At 70.2% G+C, this 23,563-nt stretch carries 23 protein-coding genes; 6 read left to right on the top strand and 17 right to left on the bottom strand.

The features are described from left to right. Positions 1-15: 15 nt before the first annotated feature. The 5 genes from AC1DSC_RS03480 to AC1DSC_RS03460 are packed head-to-tail and all read right to left on the bottom strand — an operon-like array spanning position 16 to position 4,015. A complete protein-coding gene (locus AC1DSC_RS03480) occupies positions 16-807 on the bottom strand; it encodes an ABC transporter permease (RefSeq protein ID WP_412510066.1) in 792 nt (263 codons plus the stop codon). Next, the gene (locus AC1DSC_RS03475; protein WP_436287060.1) at positions 804-1,574 is read right to left on the bottom strand and encodes an ABC transporter permease; all 771 of its coding nucleotides are present in this window, start codon (positions 1,572-1,574) and stop codon (positions 804-806) included. The genes AC1DSC_RS03480 and AC1DSC_RS03475 overlap by 4 nt, the downstream gene beginning before the upstream one ends. Continuing rightward, positions 1,567-2,349 (bottom strand): ABC transporter ATP-binding protein, encoded by a 783-nt coding sequence (locus AC1DSC_RS03470; protein WP_436287061.1) that lies wholly within the window; start codon positions 2,347-2,349, stop codon positions 1,567-1,569. The genes AC1DSC_RS03475 and AC1DSC_RS03470 overlap by 8 nt, the downstream gene beginning before the upstream one ends. Further along, on the bottom strand, positions 2,346-3,290 hold the full coding sequence (locus AC1DSC_RS03465) for an ABC transporter substrate-binding protein (protein WP_436287062.1): 945 nt from the start codon (positions 3,288-3,290) through the stop codon (positions 2,346-2,348). The genes AC1DSC_RS03470 and AC1DSC_RS03465 overlap by 4 nt, the downstream gene beginning before the upstream one ends. Further along, on the bottom strand, positions 3,287-4,015 hold the full coding sequence (locus AC1DSC_RS03460; RefSeq protein WP_436287063.1) for a TetR/AcrR family transcriptional regulator: 729 nt from the start codon (positions 4,013-4,015) through the stop codon (positions 3,287-3,289). Before AC1DSC_RS03460 ends, AC1DSC_RS03465 begins: the two co-directional genes overlap by 4 nt. A 99-nt stretch (positions 4,016-4,114) precedes the next feature. Here AC1DSC_RS03460 and AC1DSC_RS03455 point away from each other — a divergent pair, with 99 nt between their 5' ends. Next, positions 4,115-6,130, top strand: a complete 2,016-nt coding sequence (locus AC1DSC_RS03455) for an acetoacetate--CoA ligase (RefSeq protein WP_436287064.1) — start codon at positions 4,115-4,117, stop codon at positions 6,128-6,130. On the opposite strand, the gene AC1DSC_RS03450 is transcribed toward AC1DSC_RS03455, so the two are convergent. From AC1DSC_RS03450 to AC1DSC_RS03405, 10 genes are all read right to left on the bottom strand, one after another. Then, positions 6,109-8,055 carry an adenylate/guanylate cyclase domain-containing protein gene (locus AC1DSC_RS03450; RefSeq protein ID WP_436287065.1) on the bottom strand — a complete coding sequence of 649 codons (1,947 nt, stop codon included), beginning with the start codon at positions 8,053-8,055 and terminating at the stop codon, positions 6,109-6,111. The two genes, AC1DSC_RS03455 and AC1DSC_RS03450, sit on opposite strands and share 22 nt — an antisense overlap. 189 nt (positions 8,056-8,244) lie before the next feature. After that, positions 8,245-8,958, bottom strand: coding sequence for a 2OG-Fe(II) oxygenase (locus AC1DSC_RS03445; protein WP_436287066.1), 714 nt, complete (start codon positions 8,956-8,958; stop codon positions 8,245-8,247). 83 nt (positions 8,959-9,041) lie between these two features. Beyond that, complete coding sequence (locus AC1DSC_RS03440; protein WP_244883452.1) at positions 9,042-9,827, bottom strand: 2-keto-4-pentenoate hydratase; 786 nt, start codon at positions 9,825-9,827, stop codon at positions 9,042-9,044. Beyond that, complete coding sequence (locus tag AC1DSC_RS03435; protein WP_436287067.1) at positions 9,803-11,182, bottom strand: amidase; 1,380 nt, start codon at positions 11,180-11,182, stop codon at positions 9,803-9,805. The genes AC1DSC_RS03440 and AC1DSC_RS03435 overlap by 25 nt, the downstream gene beginning before the upstream one ends. Before the next feature lie 25 nt (positions 11,183-11,207). Beyond that, the gene (locus AC1DSC_RS03430; protein ID WP_018903333.1) at positions 11,208-12,500 is read right to left on the bottom strand and encodes a TRAP transporter large permease; all 1,293 of its coding nucleotides are present in this window, start codon (positions 12,498-12,500) and stop codon (positions 11,208-11,210) included. Next, positions 12,497-13,156 carry a TRAP transporter small permease subunit gene (locus AC1DSC_RS03425; RefSeq protein WP_436287068.1) on the bottom strand — a complete coding sequence of 220 codons (660 nt, stop codon included), beginning with the start codon at positions 13,154-13,156 and terminating at the stop codon, positions 12,497-12,499. The genes AC1DSC_RS03430 and AC1DSC_RS03425 overlap by 4 nt, the downstream gene beginning before the upstream one ends. Before the next feature lie 11 nt (positions 13,157-13,167). Next, a complete protein-coding gene (locus AC1DSC_RS03420; protein ID WP_018903331.1) occupies positions 13,168-14,250 on the bottom strand; it encodes a TRAP transporter substrate-binding protein in 1,083 nt (360 codons plus the stop codon). 176 nt (positions 14,251-14,426) lie between these two features. Further along, a complete protein-coding gene (locus AC1DSC_RS03415; RefSeq protein ID WP_412510073.1) occupies positions 14,427-15,269 on the bottom strand; it encodes an IclR family transcriptional regulator in 843 nt (280 codons plus the stop codon). Positions 15,270-15,453: 184 nt separating this feature from the next. Then, positions 15,454-15,858 carry a phage holin family protein gene (locus AC1DSC_RS03410; RefSeq protein ID WP_278878416.1) on the bottom strand — a complete coding sequence of 135 codons (405 nt, stop codon included), beginning with the start codon at positions 15,856-15,858 and terminating at the stop codon, positions 15,454-15,456. Positions 15,859-15,921: 63 nt separating this feature from the next. Beyond that, the gene (locus AC1DSC_RS03405) at positions 15,922-16,830 is read right to left on the bottom strand and encodes a LysR substrate-binding domain-containing protein (RefSeq protein WP_436287069.1); all 909 of its coding nucleotides are present in this window, start codon (positions 16,828-16,830) and stop codon (positions 15,922-15,924) included. 175 nt (positions 16,831-17,005) lie between these two features. Between AC1DSC_RS03405 and AC1DSC_RS03400 the strand changes: the two genes are divergently transcribed. From AC1DSC_RS03400 to AC1DSC_RS03390, 3 genes are read left to right on the top strand one after another with little or no spacing between them, the layout of a single operon-like run. Beyond that, positions 17,006-18,205 carry an acyl-CoA dehydrogenase gene (locus AC1DSC_RS03400; RefSeq protein ID WP_018903327.1) on the top strand — a complete coding sequence of 400 codons (1,200 nt, stop codon included), beginning with the start codon at positions 17,006-17,008 and terminating at the stop codon, positions 18,203-18,205. Between the two features lie 11 nt (positions 18,206-18,216). Next, the gene (locus tag AC1DSC_RS03395; protein ID WP_436287070.1) at positions 18,217-19,458 is read left to right on the top strand and encodes a CaiB/BaiF CoA transferase family protein; all 1,242 of its coding nucleotides are present in this window, start codon (positions 18,217-18,219) and stop codon (positions 19,456-19,458) included. Between the two features lie 17 nt (positions 19,459-19,475). Continuing rightward, on the top strand, positions 19,476-19,913 hold the full coding sequence (locus AC1DSC_RS03390) for a VOC family protein (RefSeq protein ID WP_436287071.1): 438 nt from the start codon (positions 19,476-19,478) through the stop codon (positions 19,911-19,913). Here AC1DSC_RS03390 and AC1DSC_RS03385 read toward each other — a convergent pair. Continuing rightward, positions 19,910-20,368: a CopD family protein gene (locus AC1DSC_RS03385; protein ID WP_436287072.1), complete on the bottom strand. Its 459-nt coding sequence runs from the start codon at positions 20,366-20,368 to the stop codon at positions 19,910-19,912. The two genes, AC1DSC_RS03390 and AC1DSC_RS03385, sit on opposite strands and share 4 nt — an antisense overlap. Positions 20,369-20,467: 99 nt before the next feature. On the opposite strand from AC1DSC_RS03385, the gene AC1DSC_RS03380 reads away from it, so the two are divergent. After that, positions 20,468-21,298 (top strand): isocitrate lyase/PEP mutase family protein, encoded by an 831-nt coding sequence (locus AC1DSC_RS03380; protein WP_436287073.1) that lies wholly within the window; start codon positions 20,468-20,470, stop codon positions 21,296-21,298. A gap of 16 nt (positions 21,299-21,314) precedes the next feature. Then, complete coding sequence (locus AC1DSC_RS03375; protein WP_436287074.1) at positions 21,315-21,893, top strand: uracil-DNA glycosylase family protein; 579 nt, start codon at positions 21,315-21,317, stop codon at positions 21,891-21,893. Here AC1DSC_RS03375 and AC1DSC_RS03370 read toward each other — a convergent pair. Further along, positions 21,890-23,563, bottom strand: a complete 1,674-nt coding sequence (locus AC1DSC_RS03370; RefSeq protein ID WP_436287075.1) for an amidohydrolase — start codon at positions 23,561-23,563, stop codon at positions 21,890-21,892. The genes AC1DSC_RS03375 and AC1DSC_RS03370 overlap by 4 nt on opposite strands.

Here is a 23,563-nt window from a genome sequence, read left to right as displayed (position 1 = left end):
GTGTGAGGGAGGGCGTCAGGGCTGCTGCCAGCGCAGCAGCCGCTTCTCGGCAAAGGCCAGCAGCGCATTGCTCGCGAAGCCGATCAGCCCGAGCAGCACGATGCCGGCGAACAGGTCGCTCGCGCGGAAGGCGCGCGCGGCCAGCAGAATGGCCTGGCCCAGGCCGCTTTGCGAGGCGATCATTTCGCCCACCACTGCGACGATCAGCGCAATGGTCAGCGCAAGCCGCATGCCGGCCAGGATGTCGGGCATGGCGTTGGGCAGGCCCATCTTCCAGACAAAGGCCGCGCGCGACATCTGCAGGCAGCGCGCCACTTCCGAGAGCCGCGGCTCCACGGCCGCGAAGCCGTGCACCGTGGCCAGCAGCACCGGCCACATCGCGCCGAAGGCCACCACGAACAGCACCATGCCGGGGTTCAGCCCGAAGATCGAGATCGCAAGCGGCAGCAGCGCGGAGGCGGGCAGCGGGCGAATGAATTCGAGCGTCGGCTGCACCCACGCGCGCACCGCGGGCGACACGCCGATGGCCGCGCCCAGCAGCACGCCGAACAGCGACGCCAGCAGCCAGCCCTGCAGCATGCGGCCGACCGTGGCCTGCGTGAAGGCGAGCAGTTCGCCGTTGCTGTTCGGGCCGCGGAGGTTGAGGCCTTCGAGCAGGCTGGCGAAGGTGGCCTGCGGTGTCGGCAGGAACACGCGGCTCACCCAGCCCGCGTTGCTCGCCATCCACCACAGCGCAATCAATGCAAAGAGCACGGCGAGCGAGCCGAGCCGGTTCACCAAGATGCCAACGCGGCCGTTGCCGTTCATGGCAGCACCCCCATGCGCCGTGCGACCACGCGCTGCAGCAGCACCATGCCCGCATTGACCGCAAAGCCCACCACGCCGATCCAGCCCAGCCACGCAAGCATCAGCGCGGGGTCGAAGCTCTGCTGCGCGATCATCATCGCGTAGCCCATGCCGTTGGGATTGGCCGCAATCTCCACCGTGACGGCCACCACCAGCGCCACCGCCACGCCGAGGCGCAGCGCCACGAACAGGCGCGCCGCGATGGCCGGCAGCACGATCTTGAAGGCACGCTCGCGCGCCGAGAGCCCCAGCACGCGGCTCACCTCGAGCAGCCGCGGCTCGATCTGCTGCACCGCCGACTGCACCAGCACCAGCAGTGGCCAGAAGGTGGCAAAGGCGACGATGGCCAGTTCCATGCGCACGCCGAAACCGAAGGTCAGCATCGCGAGCGGAATCAGCGCCACCGAGGGCACGGGACGCAGCACCTCGATGGAAAGCGAGCCGAGCTGCGCCGCGCGGCGCGAGAGCCCGAGCACCAGGCCCAGCGCAATGCCCAGCACCGCACCCAGCAGCAGGCCGAGCGCGGCCGTGCCCAGCGTGAAGCCCGTCGCCTGCCACAGCGAGCCATCGAGCGCCGCGCCCATGAAGGCCCGGGCCGCCGCGCTCGGCGGGGCGAGCGCATCGCTGCCCAAGGCCGCTGCGCGCCGCGCGTACCACTCGAAGGCCCCGACCAGCAGGGCCGGAAAGACCCAGGGCCGCAGCCAGCGCAGTAGGCGGCGTTCAGCCATGGCCCTGCTCGATGAAGGCAAACAGTTCGCGACGCAGCTGCAGATACTCCGGATGCTCCTTCGTCGTGAGCTGGTCGCGCGGCCGCGGAATCTTCACGTCGATCATCCGCGCCAGGCTGGGCCGCCCCGGCCCGGGGTTGGCCTGCAGCGCGATCACGCGGTCGCCGAGGTAGATGGCCTCTTCGAGATCGTGCGTGACGAACAGCACCGTGAGCCCGTCGTCGCGCACCAGCCGCGCGAGCTCGTCCTGCAGGCTCTGGCGCGTGAGCGCATCGAGCGCGCCGAAGGGCTCGTCCATCATCATGAGTTCGGGCTTCTGCGCGAGGCAGCGGGCGATCTGCGCGCGCTGCTGCATGCCGCCCGAAAGCTGCACCGGAAACTTCTGCGCATGCTTCGCGAGGCCGACCTTGCCGAGCACCTCGGCAATGCGCGGCGCGCGTTCGGCCGCGGGCACGCCGGCCGCTTCGAGCGCGAGGCTCACGTTGCCTTCCACCGTGCGCCAGGGCAGCAGCGCGCGGCCGTAGTCCTGGAACACGAAGGCCACTTCGCGCGAAGGCTCGCTCATCTTCACGCCCTTGCGCCGCACCTCGCCGGCGCTCGCGGTGACCAGGCCGCTGGCCGCGCGCAGCAGCGTGGTCTTGCCGCAGCCGCTCGGGCCCACGATGCAGACGAACTCGCCGCGCGCCACGTCGAACGAGGTGGGCGACAGGATCTCGCGCCCGCCGAGCCGGATCGCGACGCCGTCGAAGCGAAGGAAGTCGGCAGCAGTGCTCACTTGGCGATCAGCTTCCCAACGTCGATGGAGGTCTTGAGCATGTCCTGGTCCTTCATTAGGCCGACCCAGTAGCCCAGCTGCTTCTCGCTCACCGTGGCGCCGGGCGGCGAGATCTGGATCTTCGCGAGCACCTCGGGCGGCAGCTTGATGTACTTGCCGATGGCCGCGCGCACCCGGGCGTCGTTCTTCGGCTGCTGCATGAAGGCCGCGGCCTCCACCAGCGACTCGCGGAACGCGCGCGCGGCGCCCGGGTTCTTCAACACCCATTCGCGCTTGGCCGCATGCACGATGGTCTGGTTGTTCTCGGGCAGGAAGGTGGAGTAGTACGAGGCCACGTAGCCCGCGCCGCTTTCGGTGATGCGGCTCATGAACGGATCGGCCGACACCACTGCGTCGACCGAGCCGCCGCGCAGCAGGTCGGCATGCTGCGGGAACGAGGCCTCGACGAAGTTGACCTTGCGGTAGTCCACGCCGCTTTCCTTGAGCCAGGCACGGAAGGTCACGTGCAGGAACGCGCCGAGCCCCGGCACGCCGATCTTCTTGCCCACGCAGTCCTGCGGCCCCTTGATGCCCGAGCCGGCGCGCGCCACCAGGCCGAAGCCCGTGATGGTCTTGGACGTGAGGCCGCCGCCGGCCACCAGCACCAGGTCGAGCCCGCCGTCCACCGCCTGCAGGAACACCGAGGGCGTGGGCCCGCCGATCTGCAGCGAGTCGGACTGCAGCGCCGCGGGAATGGTGGAGTTGAGCGGAATGAACTTGAGCTCGACGTCGAGATTGCGCTTCTTGAAGTAGCCCTCTTCGGCCGCCACGAAGACCGAGGCGAAGTCGGACACGGCCGTGTAGCCGAACACGATCTTCGGGTTCGATTGCGCGCGCGAGGGCAGCGCCGCGGCGGCCGAGGCGGCGGCCAGCGCCGACAGCAGGGTGCGTCGTTTCATCATGTCTTCTGTCTCCTGGGGGTGGTTTTCTTCTGCGGGGCCTTGGGTCGCGGCAGCGCGGCGCGCAGCCCGCCGACGATGAAGTTCACGAGCATCGGCGCCACGGCCGGATCGCTGCGCCGGTTCTCGCCGCGCGAGAGCCGCTCGATGCGGCTGTCGTTCAGGTGGTGCAATAGCGCCCCGAGCGAGAACTGGTAGCCCCAGGCGGCCTGCCCGCGCGTGGCATGCGGCAGCGCGACGTGCAGCGCGTCGATGTAGGCCTCGGCCAGCGGATCGAAGTAGCCGCGCAGCACGCGGTCGGCTTCCTCGGTGGCGTGGTAGAGCTCGCGCGCCACCAGCAGCGCGTAGTACTCGCCCTCGGCGCTCGCGCGCAGCGCCAGCACCGGCCCGGTGAAGGCCTCGATGATGCGCGGCAGCGTGCGTGCGTCGTCAGGGTCGTTGTCCACGGCCTTGAGGCCCGCGAGCCGCTCCTCGATGCTGTGGCTCCAGTGCTCGAAGATCGCGTGGAAGAGCTCGTGCTTCGGGCCGAAGTAGTAGCCCACCAGCGCCAGCGGCACGCCCGCTTCCTCGGCGATCTGGCGGATGGTGACCGCGTGGTAGCCGTGCTGCGCAAAAAGCTTTTCCGCCGCCAGCAGGATGGCGTGGCGCCGATCGGGCCGGGCGGCTTCGGCAGCGGCGGCCGCGGCGCGGTGGGCGCTTCGCCTGGCGGGCGGGGTGCGGGTGTTCATCGAGCGTATTGAACGTCTGTACAAAACTATTGAACACGCGTACAAACCCTGAGGTCAAACCCGGTTGAACGGCGCGGAATGCGGCATTAGGCTTGGTGCATGCCCGCTCCCAACATTCCCCAGATCCGCCTCTACCAGGACTGGCTGCGCGAGCAGCGCGGCCTGTCCTTCGACACCTACGACGCGCTGTGGCGCTGGTCCGTGACCGATCTCGACGCCTTCTGGCAGAGCATCTGGGACTACATGGGCATCGTGTCGCCCACGCCGCACACGGCGGTGCTGGCCGACGACCGCATGCCCGGCGCCACGTGGTTTCCGGGCGCCGAGGTCAACTACGCGCGCGAGGTGCTGCGCCATGCCGATGCGGCGCATGCGGCCGGCCTGCCGGCCATCGTGAGCGACAACGAGCTGGGCGAAGTGCGCGAGATGCCGTGGCCCGAGCTGCGCCGGCAGGTGGCCTCGGTGGCGCTCACGCTCAAGTCACTGGGTGTGCAGCGCGGCGACCGCGTGGCCGCCTACCTGCCCAATGTGCCCGAGACCATGGTGGCCTTTCTCGCGTGTTCGAGCATCGGCGCCGTGTGGAGCGTGTGCGCGCCCGACATGGGCACGGCCGCCGTGGTCGACCGCTTCCGCCAGATCGAGCCCAAGCTGCTGATTGCTGCCGACGGCGTGCACTACGGTGCCAAGCCCATCGACCGCAGCGCGGTGGTTCAGGAGCTGCGCGATGCGCTGCCCAGCGTGCAGAAGCTGCTGTTGCTGCGCACGCCCCATGCCGCGCAGCAGCTCGCCGCCGACGCCGACTGGCAGGCCGCCAGCGCGCGCCGCGACGCCGAGGTGGCGGCCTTCGAGCCCGAATGGCTGCCCTTCGACCACCCGATCTGGATCGTCTATTCGAGCGGCACCACCGGCCTGCCCAAGCCCATCGTGCACGGGCAAGGCGGCATCATCATGACGATGTACGCCTGCGGCCTGCACAACGACATCGGCGCAAGCTACGGCGCCAACAACTTCGACGAGCGCTTCCACTGGTACAGCTCGACCGGCTGGGTCATGTGGAACTGCCAGCTCGCGGGCCTGGCCTTCGGCGCGACCATCGTGATCTACGACGGCCATCCGGCGGGCAGCAAGGAGAAGCCCGACTGGAGCGTGCTGTGGCGCTTCGTCGCGAAGCACCGCATCAGCTTCTTCGGCGCCGGCGCGGCCTACTTCACCAACTGCATGAAGGCCGGCGTGGTCGCGGCCGAGTGCGGCGACCTGTCGCGCGTGCGCGCGCTCGGCAGCACCGGCTCGCCGCTGTCGGAAGAGGTGCAGCGTTGGGGCACGGCGCAGCTGCTGGCCGCGGGCGCGAGCAGCGTGTGGTGGTGCAACATCTCGGGCGGCACCGACTTCTGCGGCGCCTTCGTCGGCGGCAACCGCGAGCTGCCCGAAGTGCCCGGGCAGATGCAGTGCCGCCAGATCGGCCATGCGGTGGAGGCCTGGAACGAAGACGGCAAGCCCGTCATCGGCGAAGTGGGCGAGCTGGTCTGCACGCGGCCGATTCCATCGATGCCGCTGTACTTCTGGGGCGACGAAGGCAACGCGCGCTACCTGTCGAGCTACTTCGACACCTACCCCGGCGTCTGGCGCCACGGCGACTGGATCAGGATCGGCGAGGACGGCGGCTGCATCATCTACGGCCGCAGCGACGCCACCATCAACCGCCAGGGCCTGCGCATGGGCACCAGCGAGATCTACAGCGCCGTCGAGGCGCTGCCCGAGGTGCTCGACTCCATGGTGGTCGACCTCGAATACCTGGGCCGCGAAAGCTACATGCCGCTGTTCGTGGTGCTGCGCCCCGGCGTCGCGCTCGACGATGCGATGCGCGGCAAGATCAACCACGCGATCAAGACCTCGCTCTCGCCGCGCTTCCTGCCCAACGACATCTTCCAGGTGGCCGAGATCCCGCGCACGCTCTCGGGCAAGAAGCAGGAGCTGCCGATCAAGAAGCTGCTGCTGGGCCAGCCGCTTCAGAAGGTGGTCAACCCCGAGGCCATGGCCAACCCCGGCTCGCTCGGCTGGTACGTGGAGTTTGCGGCGCGGCGCGCCGCGGCCTCTCAGGGCATCAGCAGTTCGTAGAGCACCATGCGCGTCTGGCGGCCGCGCAGCGCCACCCGCTCGTCGATGCGGCGCGTCTGCAGCCGGCCCTTCAGGCCCGCGCAGGTGACCTCCGAGATCAGCGTGTGCGTGCCCAGCTGCTTGTTGATGCCCTCGATGCGGCTGGCCACGTTGACCACGTCGCCCAGCGCCGTGTAGGACAGCCGGTCGTTCGAACCCAGCACCCCCGCGATCGCCACGCCGGTGTGGATGCCCACGCGCGTGCGGAACTCGGGCAGCCCGTCGGCGCGCCACCTGCGGTTGAGCGCACTCGTCTCGATGTGCAGCTGCAGCGCGGCCAGGCAGGCGCGGTACTCCGCGTCCTTCAGGTCGGCGGGCGCGCCCCACAGCACCATGATGCCGTCGCCCATGAACTTGTCGACCACGCCGCCGTAGCGCGCCAGCACGCGCGTTGCCAGGTTGAAGTATTCGGTCAGCATGCGTACCAGCACATTGGCTTCCATCGATTCGGAGATCCGCGTGAAGCCCTCGATGTCGGTGAACATCACGGTCATGCGCCGCGGCGAGCCGCTGGGCGCCAGCGCCTGGCCCTCGGCCACGAGCTGGCTGATCACGTCCACCGGCACGAACTTGCTGAACGCCCTGAGGCTGCGCGCCGATTCGTCCAGCGCCCGGTCCAGGTTCTGGATCTCGAGCACGCGGCTCGGCTCGCGCGGCAGGTCGTCGAGCTCCAGCAGGCCGATGCGGCGCGCGATTTGCGCGAGCTTCTCGACCGGCGAGGTGACCAGCCTGGACAGCTGCAGCGACACGAACAGCGCGGCCGCGAGCAGCGCCAGGCCCAGCAGCAGCCACCACAGCACGGCGCGCCGCAGGGCGCCGAGCACGAAGTCCTCGGGCACCCAGCTCACCAGCTGCCAGCCGGCCGAAGGAATGCGCGAAGCCTGGGCCAGGTAGCCGCGCCCTTCGTGCTCGAACGAGAAGGCTGCGCCGCCCGCGCCGTCCGGCGTGCGGTTCTCCAGCATCTGGGCGTGCAGCGCGCCCAGCACGCCGGTGGGCGGCTCGGGCTGGCGCAGCACGCCGGGCTGGTCGCTGCGCGCGAGCACCTGGTCGCCGGCGTCCAGCAGGGCGCCGTCGCCGCGGCCGTCGCTTGCGAACAGCCGCACGAACTGCGAGAGCCGGCCCAGCGAGACATCGCCGCCCACCACCAGCAGCCGGGGGCCGCCTTCGGCCGCGCGGCGCTTGCTGGGCAAGGCATAGCTCACGCCCAGCTCCTGCGTCGCGGCGAAGGCGTAGGGCGCGGTCCACACGGGCCTTTGCATCTGGCGCGCCTGCTGGTACCAGCGCTGCAGCCGCGGGTCGTAGCTGCTGCGGAAGGACTCGATGCGCTGCGTGGCGAAGCGCTGCTGCGCGTCGATCTCGGGCGCGGGCGGCAGCTTGTACTGCCAGGTCTCGATGGCGAGTTCGCCGGTGCCCGCGCCGCGCGCGATGCGCCGGATGGCCGGCACCGGGTAGCGCAGCGCCATCAGCATCTGGCCCGTGTCGTCGGCCACGTAGAGGCTGTCGAGCTCGGGCGCCTGCTGCAGCAGGGTCCACAGAAGCTCGGCCGTGCGCTGGGCATGCTCGCCCGCGGCGCCGAGGCTGGGCGCGCCGGCCAGCGCACCGACCGCCGACTCGGTCTTGGCGAGGACCGCGAGCATGTTGTCCTCGGTGCGGTAGTGGTTGGCCGCGTGCGCGGAGGCGCCGATCTTCGCCACCAGCCGCTGCGAGCCCCAGTAGCCGAGCGTGGCCAGCAGCAGCGACTGCGTCAGCGCCACCGCGCTCACGATGGTGCTCACGTCGACCCTGAAGCGGCGCGAAAGCCGCGCCACGGCGGCGGAAAATTCAAAGAATGCGAGAGGCGGCTTTCCCGCCCCACCCGCAGACCCGGATGAGTTCTTCTTGTTCATACAGCTCCCTGTCGACCACTCGAACGCACCCGCGGCCGTCACGTCGGGCCGCGGATCGCATCCGGCCGCTCGCTGCCCCGATCGTTTGGTTGTCGGAAATCATGGCGAGCACCCGGGGTGCAGGGCGGATTTTGCGCGACTTCGGGCCGCGCGCGTCATGGCACGGTCGTGCGCAAGACGCGGGCTTGGCTAGCGCGCGTCGTGGAAGATGATTCCCAGCGTGTGCCGCCGCCCCGCGCGCACGCGGCTCACGCCGTGCCGCATGGTGACGCGGTAGCTGCCGCGCGTGCCCGCCACGGGCCGCTGGTTGACCGCGAAGATCACCGCCTCGCCCTGCGCGAGCGGCACCACCTCGGCGCGCGACTGCATGCGCGGGCGCTGCTCGGTGAGCACGAATTCGCCGCCCGTGAAGTCTTCGCCCGGCCGGCTCAGCAGCACCGTGAGCTGCATCGGAAACTGGAGGTCGCCGTACAGGTCCTGGTGCAGGCAGTTGTAGTCGCCTTCGGCATAACGCAGCAGCAGCGGCGTGGGCCGCAGCTGGCCCGCCGCATGGCAGCGCGCGAGATAGGCCGCGTGGTCCGCCGGGTAGTCGGCCGGCTGGCCCATCGCGGCGGCCCATGCGTTGGCGAGCGGCGCGAGGCGCTCGTACAGCGCGCTGCGCCAGGCCGCGACCGGAGCGGGCAGCGGGTTGCCGAAGTACTGGTACTCGCCCTGGCCGAAGCCGTGGCGCTGCATCACCACGCGGCTGCGGAAATGGCCGGGCTCGTCATACAGCGCGGCCAGCGCGGCGCACTCCTTCGGGCTGAACAGCACGCCCGTGGTTGCGCAGCCGCGCGTGGCAAGCTCGGTTTCGATGCGGGGCCAGTCGAGGACGCGGACGATGTGGGCAGGAGAGGTCGGCATGCCGAAAGTGTGCGGCCGCCGCGGGCGCGGCGCTCGCTGTTTCCGGACATGGGTTCCGGCGGCGACGGTGCCGCAAGAAGACGTCAGAACGAGAGGGCCACGGGCGCGAGCTCGCCGATCTCCACGCGCACCGCCGTGCCCGCCGACGCGAACAGCATGCCGGTGCACGAACCGCTCGTGACGATCTGCCCGGCCTTGAGTCCGGCGCCGCGCGCGGCGCAATGGTTGGCCAGCCACACCAGCAGCGCGCCCGCGTCGGGGCTCGGATGCTCGCCCACGGTGTGCGCGACGGTCTGCCCGTCGAAGTGCAGCGCGGCCTCGGCGCGCTGCAGGTCGAACCAGGCCGGCGCGAAGGGCTGGCGCTGCCCCAGCACCAGCGCGCCATGGCTCAGCAGGTCGGCCAGCAGGGCGTTGGCATGGGCGCCGAACCAGTCGGCCAGCCGGGTCTCGACGACCTCGATCACCGGCAGCACCGATTCGACGGCGCCTGCCACATCGGCCAGCGTGTAGGGCGCGGCGCGCGGCGGCAGGTCCGCGCCCAGCTGGAAGCCGACCTCGGCCTCGATGCCGCGCAGCCGCCATGCCGGACCCTGCAGGCGCACGCCGCCGGGCAGCAGCCCCTCGGCCGGCAGCGGCGCGCAGGTGGGCTCCTGGCCGGGCGCGCGCGCGCCCACCTTCCAGCCGCCGACCGGGCCGATCGCCGCCAGCGTGGCGTCCTGGATGGCATAGGCCTCGGCGCGGCTGGCCGTCTGCAGCAGCGCCGAGGGCACGCGCCGGCCCTCGCGCCGCGCGAGGTGCAGCGCATGCGCGGCGCTGGCGGGCGCAAGGCCGCCGGCCGCCGCGCTCACAGGGCGGGAAAGCGCTGCCACGGATGGGCGCGTTCGAAATCGCGGGCCAGCGCCAGCAGCGCGTCGTCGCCGCCTTCGCGCGCGACCAGCTGCAGCCCCACCGGCAGGCCCTCGGCAAAGCCGCAGGGCAGCGCGATCGCGGGCAGGCCCACGGCGTTGACGAAGCCCGCGAACACCGCATGGCCGCGCGGACCGACCTCGCGGCCGTCGATGCGCGGCGGATGGGTGTCGGCCGCGGGCCAGGGCAGCGCCGCGGTCGCGGGGGTCAGCAAAAAGTCGTGCTGCTCGAACAGGCCCGCGAGTTCGCCGCGCAGGCGCTCGGCCTCGAACAGCAGTTCGAACAGCTCGCGCGCCGAGGCGGCGCGGCCGGTCCCGGTGTTGGCCTGCATTGCGGGGCCGAACAGCGCGGGATCGAAGGGCCGCGGCCAGAGCTCTTGCGGATGGTCCACCAGCCAGGCCAGGCCCACCTGCGCGAGCAGCGGCCAGCGCTGGTTGACCGCCTCGGCCAGCTCGAAGCGCGGCTGCGTCGTGACCTCGTGCCCGAGCGCGGCCAGGTTCTCGGCCGCGGCATCCACCAGCCGCGCGATGCGCGGGTCCACCGGGTGGTCCGCGAAGCGCGGCAGGTAGAGGATGCGCGCAGGCTTGGCTTCATGCGGCGCATCGGCCGCGGCGCGCGGCGCGATCGCCCGCATGACCGCGGCCACGTCGTCCACGCAGCGCGCCATCGGCCCCACCACCTCGAAGTCCAGAAAGATCGGCGGCAGGCCATTGCCGCGCCGCACGCGGCCGCGCGAGGGCTTGAGCCCCACGAGGTTGGTGTGCGAGGCGGGCCGGCGAATCGAGCCGCCGCCATCGGTGCCCAGCGCGATCGGGCAGCCGCCCGCGGCCACCAGCGCCACCGCGCCGCCCGAGGAGCCGCCGGGCGTGAGCGCCGGGTTCCACGGATTGCCGGTGGGACCGAAGACCGGGTTGGCGGTGTAGCCCTGCATCGTGAACTCGGGCACGTTGGTCTTGCCGAAGATCACCGCGCCGGCTTCGCGCAGCCGCGCCACCGGCAGCTCGTCGCGCTCGGCGACGAAGCCGGCCAGCGCGCGGCTGCCCCAGTGCGTGGGCAGGCCGCGCACCTGCAGGTTGTCCTTGATGGTGGCCGGCACGCCGTCGAGCGCGCCGAGCGCGCGGCCCGAGCGCCAGCGCGCGGTGCTTTGCGCCGCGGCCTCGGCCGCGCCTTCGGCATCGAGCACCACCAGCGCATTGAGCCGCGGGTTCACCTCGGCCGTGCGCGCCAGGCAGGCCGCGAGCGCCTGCTCCGGCGTGAAGGCGCCGGCGCCAAAGCCTTCGGCGAGCTGGGCCGCCGTGAGTTGCCAGAGTGCTTTCATCGTGCGCTTGCCGCAGTGGACCGGCTCACATGTGGCCCGGCAGCCAGGTCACCAGCTGCGGCACGGCCAGGAGCAGCAGGGTGAACAGGATCATGATCAGCGCATAGGGCAGCGCGCCGTAGATCGCGTCCTCGATGCCGCCCCTGTCGGGCCGGATGCCGTGCACCACGAACAGGTTCATGCCGACCGGCGGCGTGATGAGACCGAGCTCGCACATCAGCACGATGAAGATGCCGAACCAGATCGGATCGACCCCCAGCGCGGTGGCGATCGGATAGGTGATCGGAATGGTCGCCACCTGCATCGACAGCACGTCCATGAACATGCCCAGCACCAGGTAGAACAGCATCAGCGCGAGGATCAGCCCGGTGGCCGACAGGCCCAGGCCCGAGACCCACTTGGTCATGGCCTCGGCCACGCCGGTGAGGCTGACCGTGAGGTTCAGCACGAAGGCCGCCACCACGATCAGCAGGATCATGCCGCTCACGCGCGCGGTCGAGACGAAGCAGTTGCGCATCAGCTCCCAGCTCAGCTTGCCCGAGTGCAGCACGAAGCCCAGCGCCGCAATCACGCCGAGCGCGGCGCTCTCGGCCGCGGTGGCAATGCCGAAGTAGAGGCTGCCCATGACGATGCCGAACACCACCGCCGGCGGCACCAGGTGCACCAGCGCGCGGATGCGCGCCTCCAGCGGCACCTTGGGCTCGCGCATCGCGTTGCCGCTCGCCAGGCTGGAGCCCGCGATCCAGAGCATGAAGAAGCCGGTCAGGAGCAAGCCCGGGATGATGCCCGCGATGAACAGCTTGCCGATCGAGTTGTTGGTGAGCGAGCCATACACGATCATGTTCACGCTCGGCGGAATCAGGATGCCCAGCGTGCCGCCCGCGGCCAGGCTGCCGAGCGAGGCGCGCATCGAATAGCCGCGCCGGTGCAGCGAAGGCAGCGCCACCGTGCCCACCGTGGCGGCGGTGGCCACCGACGAACCCGAGGTGGCCGCGAACAGCGCGCAGCTGCCGATGTTGGTGTGCAGCAGCCCGCCGGGCAGCCGGCCGAGCCAGGCCGACAGCGCGATGTACATGCGGTCGGCAATGCCCGAGCGCAGCAGCAGTTCGCCGAGCAGCACGAACAGCGGCACCGAGGTCAGCAGGTTCTCGTTCTGCACGCCCCAGACCACGGGCGCGATCGAGTCCATGAAGGGCGCGCCGTAGGCCGCGATGCCGCCGACGATGCCCACCAGTGCCATCGAGACGGCAATCGGCATGCCAACCAGCATCATGCCCAGCATCGCGAAGAACGCGAGCCCTATGACGAAGAGGTTCATGGCTTGCCTCCTTCGCCGGGCTGCGGGGCCTGGCGCACCGCGAGGTCGTCGAGCTCTTCCTTCAGCTCTTCCTTCGCGCTCTTGGGATGGAAGTCGGTGTTCAGCGCCGCGATGTCGCCGCGCAGCAGCAGCTGGGTGGCGCGCAGCGCGAGCCCGCAGGCCACCAGCGCGAAGACCACGAGCCCCGCATACCAGACGCCCTGCGGAATGATCAGCGGCGTGGCCCACGGCGTCTGCGCGGTGCTGCGGTAGGCCATGGTGTCGCCGATCACCTTGAACGCCACCCAGCCGATGAACACCGCGAGCGCGGCCAGCGACACCGCCGAGATCCAGTTCAGCAGCGCCTGCACGCGGGCCGGAAACTTCTCGTGGAACACGTCGACGCGGATGTGGTTGCGGCCCATGAGCGCGAGGCTGAAGGCAATGGTCGAGCCCACCGCGAGCGCATAGCCGCCGAGCTCGTCCGCGCCCTGCAGCGAGATGTTGAACAGCTTGCGCGCGGCGGTCTCGACGGTCACGATGACCGACAGGCCAAGGAAGATCGCCCCGAAGACGGTGGCCAGCACCGTCTCCACGCGCGTCTTGAAGCTGGCGTGCCGCGGCGCGGCCGGCGCTTCTTCCGGCGATGCGGCGGTGGGCTGCGGCCGCTCGCTCATGGCCGCGCTGCTCACTTGTTGAGCCCCAGCACCGGCGCCACCGTGGCCTGCCAGCCCTTGGAGCAGCCCGGGTTCGACTTGTCGCAGACCTCGGCCCACACCGGCAGCGACACCTTGCCGACCGCGCCGCGCACCAGCTCGAGGTCGGCCGGCGTGACCGGCACGTCGACCAGCTTGAACTTCTTGCCGGTGGTGCACGGGTCCCTGCCGGCGTTGCAGTTGAGCGCATCGCGGAACAGCTCCTCGGAGTACTTCCACACCTCGTCGGTCAGGCCGTCGAAGGCGGCCTTGAGCTTGGCCTGCTGGTCGGGCTTGAGCGCGTTCCATGACTTCATCGTCATGCCGTAGCCGTTGAGCGCCATCTGGAAGCCGATGGCCAGCTGGTGCGTGGTGACCTCGGGCCAGCCGGCCGAGTTGGCCGAGCTCGGCCCGGTGATGGCGCAGTCGACCACGCCGAGCGACAGCGACTGGTGCGTGTCGGCGAACGACACCGGCACCGGCGTCGCGCCCACCAGCTCGATGAACTTGGCCAGGTTCTGGTCGTACACGCGCACCTTCATGCCCTTGATGTCGGCCAGCGAGGCGATCGGCTTCTTGCAGAACAGGATCTGTGGGCCGAAGGGCCATACGCCGAGCAGCTTCACGTTGAACTGCTGCTGCAGCCGCGCATCGACCGTGTCGAAGTAGGCCTTGGCCACCTTGCGGCCGGTGGCAAAGTCGGGCGCGGCGCCGACCAGGTCGAGGCCCAGGATCGTCGGTTCGTCGCGCGAGTTCTGCGAGACGCGCAGCGAGACGATGTCGAACAGGCCCGCCTTCATCACGCGCAGCTGCTCGGTGTCCTTGATGCCGAGCGTGTCGATGGGCTTGTAGTCGACGTCGATCGGCAGGCCGGTGCGGGCCGCGAAGTTCTCGAAGAAGGGCTGTTCCTTGTTCTTCTGGATCAGCCCGGTGGCCAGCGGCTGGCCGATGGCCTTGAGCTTGATCCGGTCCTGCGCCTGGGCGGCGGGAAGGGCGAGCACGGTGGCCAGCGCGAGCAGGCAGGCCGCGGCGAACGGCCTTGGAAAAGAGGGCTTGGCAAGAGGGCGCAGCGGCATGATTTCTCCTGGAAGGGCAAAGGTGGGCGGATCGGCAAGGCGGCAATGCAGGAGGCCATTGAAGCGCGCCGCACGGCGCCCGCGCAGAGTTTTCCGCGCACCGGGAACGGCAGAAAAAATCTTTGCGGATCAAGCACTTGGCGCTGCGCGCCGGTGGAAGACGCGGGGGCCGGCGGCTACTTCAGGCGCCCGCCGTAGGCCGCGGTGATCTCGTCGGCGGCGCCGCGCACCGTGGCGCCCAGCTGCGCGAAGTCGGCCGCCTTGATGCGCTGCGTCGGCCCCACCAGCGAGATCGCGCCGAAGGGCTGGCCGTGCTCGTCGCGGATGGCGGCGGCAATGCAGCGCAGGCCCACGGCGTTCTGCTCGTCGTCCACCGCATAGCCCGCGCGGCGCACCTCGCCCAGCGTTTCGTGCAGCCGCGATGCGCGTGCGATGGTGTTGGGCGTGAGCTTGGGCAGGCCGTAGGTGCGCAGGTACTGCAGCACGTCGTCCTCGGCCATGGCGGCCAGGATCGCCTGCCCCATGGCGGTGCCGTGCAGCGGTGCGCGGAAACCCGGCTTGCCGATGGCGCGCATCAGCTCGCGGCTTTCCACCTGCGTGACGAACACGATGTCGCCCAGGTCGGCAATGCCCAGGTTGATGCTTTCGCCCGAGCTGTCGCGCAGCCGCCGCATCACCGGCAGCGCCAGGTGCGCAATGCGGCGCCGGCGCCCGAAAGCCGCGCCCACCGAGAAGCAGCGCACGCCCACATACCAGAGGCTGGTTTCGCGGTCGAACTGGACGAACTGGCGCTGCTCCAGCGTGGTGAGCAGGCGGTGCGCGGTGGACGACGACAGGCCGCTGCGCGCCGCGATGTCGACCAGGCGGTAGCCCTCGTCGTCGTCGGCCAGCAGTTCGAGCAGCTGCATGGCCCGCGTAAGCGATTGCACGGTGCCGTCGCCGTCGCGGTCGATGCGCATGACCTTGCCGGCGGCCTTGGAAGAGGAGGAGGAGGAGCGGGGGGAGCTGCTGTCCGTCATGTCCAGATCCTTGCAAGTTGCACGCCACCCCCCGCCGCCGGCGCGGCCGCAGCCGCTCAGCGCCGGTGCGTCCGGCTATTTTTGTCGACAAAAGTATTGAATATTGTCGACATCATCCTCGTCAATCAAGCGCCCGGGGGCAGTGATTACGCGGATGCCGGCCATCGGCGGCATCCCGCCGCGGCTACAGCCACTTGCCGCTGCCGGTCGGCATCTGGATGGTGGTGGCGGGGTCGCCGCTGCTCACCAGCGAATCGATCGCAATGCTCAGCAGCGAGATGAAGATGCTCGCGAAGAACGCGGTCCAGAAGCCCGAGAGCTTGAATCCGCGCACCAGCGCGGCCACCAGCATGATCATCAGCGCGTTGATCACCAGCAGGAAGAGGCCGAGCGTGAGCAGCGTCAGCGGCAGCGTGAGCACGATCAAGAGCGGCTTGACGATGGCATTGGCCAGGCCCAGCAGCAGGGCCGAGATCACGAGCGCCGAAGTGCTCTCGAACTTGATGCCGCGAAAGATCAGGCTGGCCACCCACAGCGACAGCGCGGTGATGGCCCAGTGCACGAGAAAGGGAGCGATGTTGTTCAGCATGGTGTTGGGGGGCGCAAGGCAGTGCGCGCGATGGTGCGGACCATCATATCGGCACTGCCTTGGCTAGACGGCGCTGCGCTGCGCCTCGGCCAGCAGCCAGTCGCTGAAGAACTTCAGCAGCGGCCGCTGGTCGGCGCGCTCGGGCGTCACGAGGTAGTAGTTGCGCTCGCCCGACAGCGGCCGCGCGCAGGCCACCACCAGTTCGCCGCGCGCGAGTTCGTCGGCCACCAGCATGGTCGGCATCAGCGCCACGCCCAGGCCGTGCGAGGCGGCCGCGGCCAATATGGAAAAGAGCTCGTAGCGCGGCCCGCCGCGCGCATTGGGCGCATCGACCTGCTGCGCGTCGAACCACTGGCGCCAGCCGTCGGGCCGCGTGCTCTGCTGCAGGAGCGGCATCTGCGCGATGGCCGCGGCTGCCACGGCCTTGCCGCGCGGCAACAGCGAGGGGCTGCACACCGGCACCACGTCCTCGTGCATCAGCATGAGCGCGCGCGTGCCGGCCCAGTTCTCGACCTGCGCGGGCGTGCCGGCATACAGCGCCGCGTCGAACTCCGCATCGGCAAACAGGAAAGGCCGGGTGCGCGTCTCGATGTGCACCACCACGTCGGGCTGCAGCGCCGCAAAGCCCTTCAGGCGCGGCATCAACCAGCGCGTGGCAAAGGTGGGCACCGCCGCCAATGAGAGCGAGCCGCCTTCGCCCTGGTGCGCCATGGCGTCGAGCGTGTCGCGCTCCATCGCCTCGAGCCGCTTGGTGATCTGCCGCGCATAGGCCGCGCCGCTCGCGGTGAGCGCCACGCCGTGGCGCGTGCGGCGGAACAGCGCCACGCCCAGGAAGGCTTCGAGCGTGCCGATCTGGCGCGACACCGCGCTCTGCGTGAGCGCGAGTTCCTGTGCGGCGCGGGTGTAGCTCTCGTGGCGCGCGGCGGCGTCGAAGCACACGAGGGTCTGCAGGGGCGGGATCTTGCGGCGCATGTATGCCGCAAGTGTATGACTGGGCGGACGCCGTCACCAATGGAAACGTCTTGCCAGGCGGGTGCCAGATGTGCGCAAGACGCATATCTGGGTGAGGATTCATCGTTTGCGCCCAACCCCCCGCATGGCTAGGATCGGCCCATTCCCCCTTTTTCCCTCTTCCGGAGACAAGCACATGGCCGCCAAAGCGCAATTCCACTGGGACGATCCCCTTCTTCTCGACCAGCAGCTGACCGACGAAGAACGCATGATCCGCGACGCGGCCAATGCCTACTGCCAGGAGCGCCTCGCGCCCCGCGTCATCGAGGGCTTCCGCAGCGGCGAGACCGACCCCGCCATCTTCCGCGAAATGGGCGCGCTCGGCCTGCTCGGCCCCACGATCCCCGAGCAGTACGGCGGCCCCGGTCTCAATTACGTGGCCTATGGCCTGATCGCGCGCGAAGTCGAGCGCGTCGACTCGGGCTACCGCTCGATGGCCAGCGTGCAGAGCTCGCTCGTGATGGTGCCGATCAACGAATTCGGCACCGAGGCGCAGAAGCAGAAATTCCTGCCCAAGCTCGCCACCGGCGAATGGATCGGCTGCTTCGGCCTGACCGAACCCGACCACGGCTCCGACCCCGGCAGCATGGTCACGCGCGCCAAGAAGGTGCCGGGCGGCTACTCGCTTTCCGGCGCCAAGATGTGGATCAGCAACTCGCCGATCGCCGACGTGTTCGTGGTCTGGGCCAAGGAAGTCAGCGAAAGCGGCACCGTGGGCCCGATCCGCGGCTTCGTGCTCGAGAAGGGCATGAAGGGCCTCTCGGCCCCCGCGATCCACGGCAAGGTCGGCCTGCGCGCCAGCATCACCGGCGAGATCGTGATGGACGGCGTGTTCTGCCCCGAGGAAAACGCGTTCCCCGAAGTGCAGGGCCTGAAGGGCCCCTTCACCTGCCTCAACAGCGCGCGCTACGGCATCTCCTGGGGCGCGCTCGGTGCCGCCGAAGACTGCTGGCACCGCGCCCGCCAGTACACGCTGGACCGCAAGCAGTTCGGCCGCCCGCTCGCCGCCAACCAGCTGATCCAGAAGAAGCTGGCCGACATGCAGACCGAGATCACGCTGGGCCTGCAGGGCAGCCTGCGCCTGGGCCGCATGAAGGACGAAGGCACGGCCTCGGTCGAGATCACCTCGATCATGAAGCGCAACAACTGCGGCAAGGCCCTGGACATCGCCCGCCTGGCGCGCGACATGATGGGCGGCAACGGCATCAGCGACGAGTTCGGCGTGGCGCGCCACCTGGTGAACCTGGAAGTGGTCAACACCTACGAAGGCACGCACGACATCCACGCGCTGATCCTGGGCCGTGCCATCACCGGCATCGCCGCCTTCGCCAACTGAACGAAGAGCGCATGACGGCCACCAAGCCCGCAGCCCTGGACGGCATCAAGGTCCTCGATCTGTCCCGCGTGCTCGCGGGCCCGTGGTGCACGCAGATCCTCGCGGACCTGGGCGCCGACGTCATCAAGATCGAACGCCCCGGCGTCGGCGACGACACGCGCACCTGGGGCCCTCCGTTCATCAAGGACGCGGACGGCAACGACACCGACCAGGCCAGCTACTTCACGGCCTGCAACCGCAACAAGCGCTCGGTCACGGTCGACATGGCCACGCCCGACGGCCAGGCGCTCCTGAAGCAGATGGCGGCGCAGGCCGACATCGTGGTCGAGAATTTCAAGACCGGCGGCCTGAAGCAGTACGGCCTCGACCACGAGAGCCTGCGCGCGGCCAACCCGCGCCTCGTCTACTGCAGCGTGACCGGCTTCGGCCACGACGGCCCCTACGCCGAGCGCGCGGGCTACGACCTGATGATCCAGGCCATGACCGGCATGATGAGCATCACCGGCCGTCCCGACGGCGAACCCGGCGGCGGCCCGCTGCGCGTGGGCGTGGCGCTCACCGACCTGTTCACCGGCGTCTACGCGAGCACCGCCATCCTCGCGGCGCTGCAGGTGCGCGGCCGCACGGGCGAAGGCCAGCACATCGACATGGCGCTGCTCGACGTGGGCATGGCCATCCTCGCCAACCAGGCCAGCGCCTTCCTCAACACCGGCAAGGCGCCGCAGCGCCAGGGCAACACGCACCCGAGCCTGGCGCCCTACCAGGACTTTCCGACGCTCGATGGCTCGATGCTCTTGGCCATCGGCAACAACGGCCAGTTCGCGCGCTTCTGCGAAGCGGCCGGCCATGCCGAGTGGGCCGCCGATGCGCGCTTTGCGAGCAACACGCTGCGCGTGAAGCACCGCGGCGTGCTCATCCCGATGATGGAAGAGCTCACGCGCACCCGCAGCACCGCCGACTGGGTCGCGCTGCTCGAAGACAAGGCCGTGCCCTGCGGCCCGATCAACGACATCGCGCAGGCCTTCGACGACGCGCAGGTCAAGTCGCGCGGCCTGGCCGTCACGCTGCCGCGCGATGCGGACGACGGCATCGCCAGCATCACCGGCGTGGCGAGCCCGCTGCGCCTCACGGCCACTCCGCCCGTGCTGCGCCATGCGCCGCCCGCGCTCGGGCAGCACACGCGCGAGGTGCTGGCCGAGTTCGGCATCGATGGCGCGCGCTTCGACGCGCTGCGCGCGGCAGGCGTGGTGTAGAGCAAGGAGAGCAAACCATGACGGACCCGATACACAGCCCACCGTTCTCGGTGCTGCGCATCGATCATGTTGTGCTGCGCGTGAAGGACGCGGAGCGCGCCATTGCCTTCTACCGCGACGTGCTCGGCTGCCAGGTCGAGAGGCGCCGCGACAACCTGGGGCTCGTGCATCTGCGCGCCGGCACCAACCTCATCGACCTCGTCACGCCCGATGGCCCGCTCGGCAAGCAGGGCGGCGCCCTGGCCGGCAAGGAGGGCCGCAACGTCGACCACCTCTGCCTGCGCATCGAGCCCTTCGACGAAGCGGCGATCCGCGCATTGATGGCGCGGCACGGCGTGCCGGTGCACGGCGAGGTGCAGAACAACTTCGGCGCCGAGGGCAACGGTCCGTCGATCTACGTCACCGACCCTGACGGCAACGGCGTCGAGCTGAAAGGGCCGGCAGGCAACAGCTAGCCGGCGCGTCCCAGGATCGTCACGGCGAACACCGCCACGCCGAGCGCGAGGTTCACCGTCACCAGCAGGCGCACGGTATTGAGCCGCCCGGCCGCCACCGGCCATGCGCTTTCTTCCACCGCGCGCCGCAGCGCCTTGAACACCGAGGCGCGGATGTACACGTAGATGCCGGCCATCACGAGGGCGATGCCCATCATCGCCTCGATGCGCCAGTGCACCGCGCGGAAGCCGCCCGCAAGCAGGATCATCGCCACGCCGGTCACGAACAGCAGCGTGACGGCCGCGTCCACGCCCACGAAGAAGCGCCGCAGCACCGCCGCCATGGTGCGCAGCCGCAGCGGCGGCTCCAGCGTGGCGACCGCGGCGGGGCGCACCGCGAAGTGCAGGGTGGCCATGCCGCCCACCCAGAAGGCGGCGGCGAGAAGATGGATGAAGAGCAGGAAGGCGTAGGACATGGGGCCCGATCAGAACACCGAAAGCTGTGCCCGCGCAATGTCCGAGCCGTTGCGTTAAAACCCCATCCTTCGCACGCAACAAAGAAAGATGAGGCTTCCATGACCCGCACCGTCGCCCAGAAACGCGCCGAGTTCCGCGCGCTGCACGAACAGGGCTGCTTCGCCATTCCCAACCCCTGGGACAAGGGCAGCGCGCGCTACCTGCAGGGCCTGGGCTTCAAGGCGCTGGCCACCACGAGCTCGGGCCATGCCTGGTCGCAGGGCCTGGCCGACGGAGGGCAATCGCGCGACACCATGCTGGCCCACCTGCGCGACATCGTCGGTGCCACCGACCTGCCGGTGAATGCGGACTTCGAGAACGGCTTCGCGGCCGATGCCCAGGGCGTGGCCGAAAGCGTGCGCCTCGCGGTCGAGACCGGCGTGGCGGGCCTGTCGATCGAGGACTCGACCGGCGATGCGGCGAATCCGCTGTTCGAGATCGGCGTGGCGGTCGAACGGCTGCGCGCGGCGCGCCGTGCCATCGACGCGGCCGGCGGCGACACGCTGCTGGTGGGCCGCGCCGAGAATTTCTTCGTCGGCCGCCCCGACCTGGACGACGCCATCGCCCGCCTCAAGGCCTACGCCGAGGCCGGCGCCGACTGCCTCTACGCACCGGGCATCCGCACGCGCGAGCAGATCGCGGCGGTGGTGGCCGCGGTCGCGCCCAAGCCGGTCAACCTGCTGATCGGCTGGCCCAGCGAGCTCGGCATGCAGGACATCGCCGCGCTCGGCGTGCGGCGCGTCAGCGTGGGCGGTGCGCTCGCGCGCGCGGCCTGGGGCGGCTTCGACCGTGCCGCGCGGGCGCTGGCCGAGAAGGGACGTTTCGATGGCTTCGAAGGCGCGGCCTCCGGGGCCGATCTCGATGGCTTCTTCGGCCGGTTCTCCGAATAGCGCGCGCGCCGGCGCCATGGATGCGCTGCTCGCCGAAATCCGCGGCTGCACCGCCTGCGCCGCGCAGCTGCCGCTGGGCCCTCGGCCCGTGGTGCAGGCCAGCGCCAGCGCGCGCCTCTTGATCGTCGGCCAGGCGCCGAGCCTGACGGTGCATGCCACCGGCCTGCCATGGGACGACAAGAGCGGCGAGCAATTGCGCCGCTGGCTCGGCATCGACCGCGAGCTGTTCTACGACGCCGCGCGCATCGCGATCATGCCGATGGGCTACTGCTACCCCGGCCGCGGCAGCAGCGGCGACCTGCCGCCGCGCCGCGAATGCGCCGAGCTCTGGCATGCGCGCCTGCTCGCGCAGATGAGCCGGGTCGAGCTCACGCTGCTGATCGGCCAGTACGCGCAGCGCCACTTCCTGGGCGCGGCGCGCAAGGCCGGCGTCACCGAGACCGTCGCGGCCTTTGCGGAATTTGCGCCGCGCTTCATCCCGCTGCCGCATCCGTCGCCGCGCAACACCGGCTGGTTCAAGCACCACCCGTGGTTCGAGAGCGAGGTGCTGCCGGTGCTGCGCGAACGCGTGCGGCAGGCGCTCGCGCAGCCCTAGGGCGCCGCGGCGACCGAGGTGCCTGCGGCATCGAAGGGCCGCGCGGCATGCACCACGCGCCCGCCCACCACCGTCATCAGCGACACCGTCTTGCCGATGCGCTCCAGCGGCACCGAGAAGAAGTCCTGGTCGAGGATCGCGAAGTCCGCGAGCTTGCCCACTTCGAGCGTGCCGCGCCTTGCCTCGTCGAAGCTGAACCACGCGCTGCCCACCGTGTAGAGCCGCAGCGCCTGTTCGCGCGTGGGCGTCTCGTCGGCGCCGCGCATCGCCTTGCCGCTCACGGTCCTGCCGTCGAGCATCCATTGCAGCGCGACGAAGGGGTTGTACGAAGCCACGCGGTGCGCATCGGTGCCGGCGCCTACGTTCACGCCGGTGCGCAGTGCGCTGCCGATGGGCGGCATGCGGCGCGCCGCGTCGCCGCGCGTGGCGAGCGCGCGGTCGCCCTGGAAGTACATCGCGTCCTGCATGGTCCAGCCGATGCCCAGCGCCTTCATGCGCGCGAGCGTTTCGGGCGAGGCATCGTCCAGGTGCGCGATCGACCAGCGCAGCTCCTTGATCGGCACCTCGGCGTTGAGCTTCTCGTAGAGCCCGAGCAGGTGGTCGACCGAGCTGTTCTCCTGCCAGTGGATGGTGACCGCAAGCTTGCGCATCGCCGCCCACTTGATGAGCTCGTAGAACTTCTCCTTTGCGGCCGCGTCGGGAAAATTGTTGTTGTACATCGCGAGCGTCACGCGTTCGCCGAGGCCGTTGAACTTGAGCATGTCGTCGCCAAAGCCCATCGGCAGCATCTGCGTGAGCTCGCGGAACTCCTGCAGCTCGGCGCCCGGCTTCTGCGCGAACACGCTGTAGGCCACGCGCAGCGTCAGCGCCTTCTCGCGCCACAGTTCGAACAGCGCCGCGTACTGCGACGGCGCAATGCTGAAGCCGCCCGGGTCCACGAGGCCGGTGACGCCCAGGCGGTTCAGCTCGCGGAAGAAGGCGCGCGTGCCGGCCAGGTTGTCGTCGTAGCTCGGCTTGGGCAGCTTGTCGAACAGGGCCGAGATGCCGACGATGTCGCCCGCCATCCAGCCCGGCGCACCGTCCGCCGCGGGCTTCATGCCGGCCGGCAGCGTGCCCGCCGGAACGCCCAGCGCTTCGAGCGCCTTGGGCGTCATTGCCACCGCTTCATAGAACAGCTGCACGTACACCGGATGGTTGGGCGCCGCCTCCTGCAGCTCGGCCGCGGTGGGGCGGCGGCGCTCGGCGAACTGCTGCTCGGTCCAGCCGCCGGCCACGATCAGCCAGCCGCCGGGCCGCGCACGCGCGGCCGCGGCGCGGATGCGCTCCATGGCTTCGCCGATGCTGGCGGCGCCGATCCAGTTGACCTCGGTCGAATAGCTCAGCGCCGCGCGCACCGCATGCATGTGCGAGTCGATGAGGCCGGGAATCACGGTGCGGCCGCCCGCATCCACCGTGCGCGTGATCGGGCCCGAGAGCGCGCGCACCTGCGCGGCATTGCCGACCGCCACGATGCGGCCGTCGCGCACGGCCAGCGCCTGCGCGGTGGTGGCGGCCGCGTCGAGCGTGGCGATCTTCGCGTTGGTGACGATCAGGTCGGCCGGCTGGGCCTGCGTGGCAGGCGGCAGCAGCAGTGCAGCCGCCCCGGCCGCCGTGAGCAGTGTGCGCAGCAT

Source organism: Variovorax sp. 01N425 (genome assembly GCF_056399465.1).
Note: the sequence above shows the minus strand (reverse complement) of the source record. Positions and strands in the feature narration are given on the sequence as shown.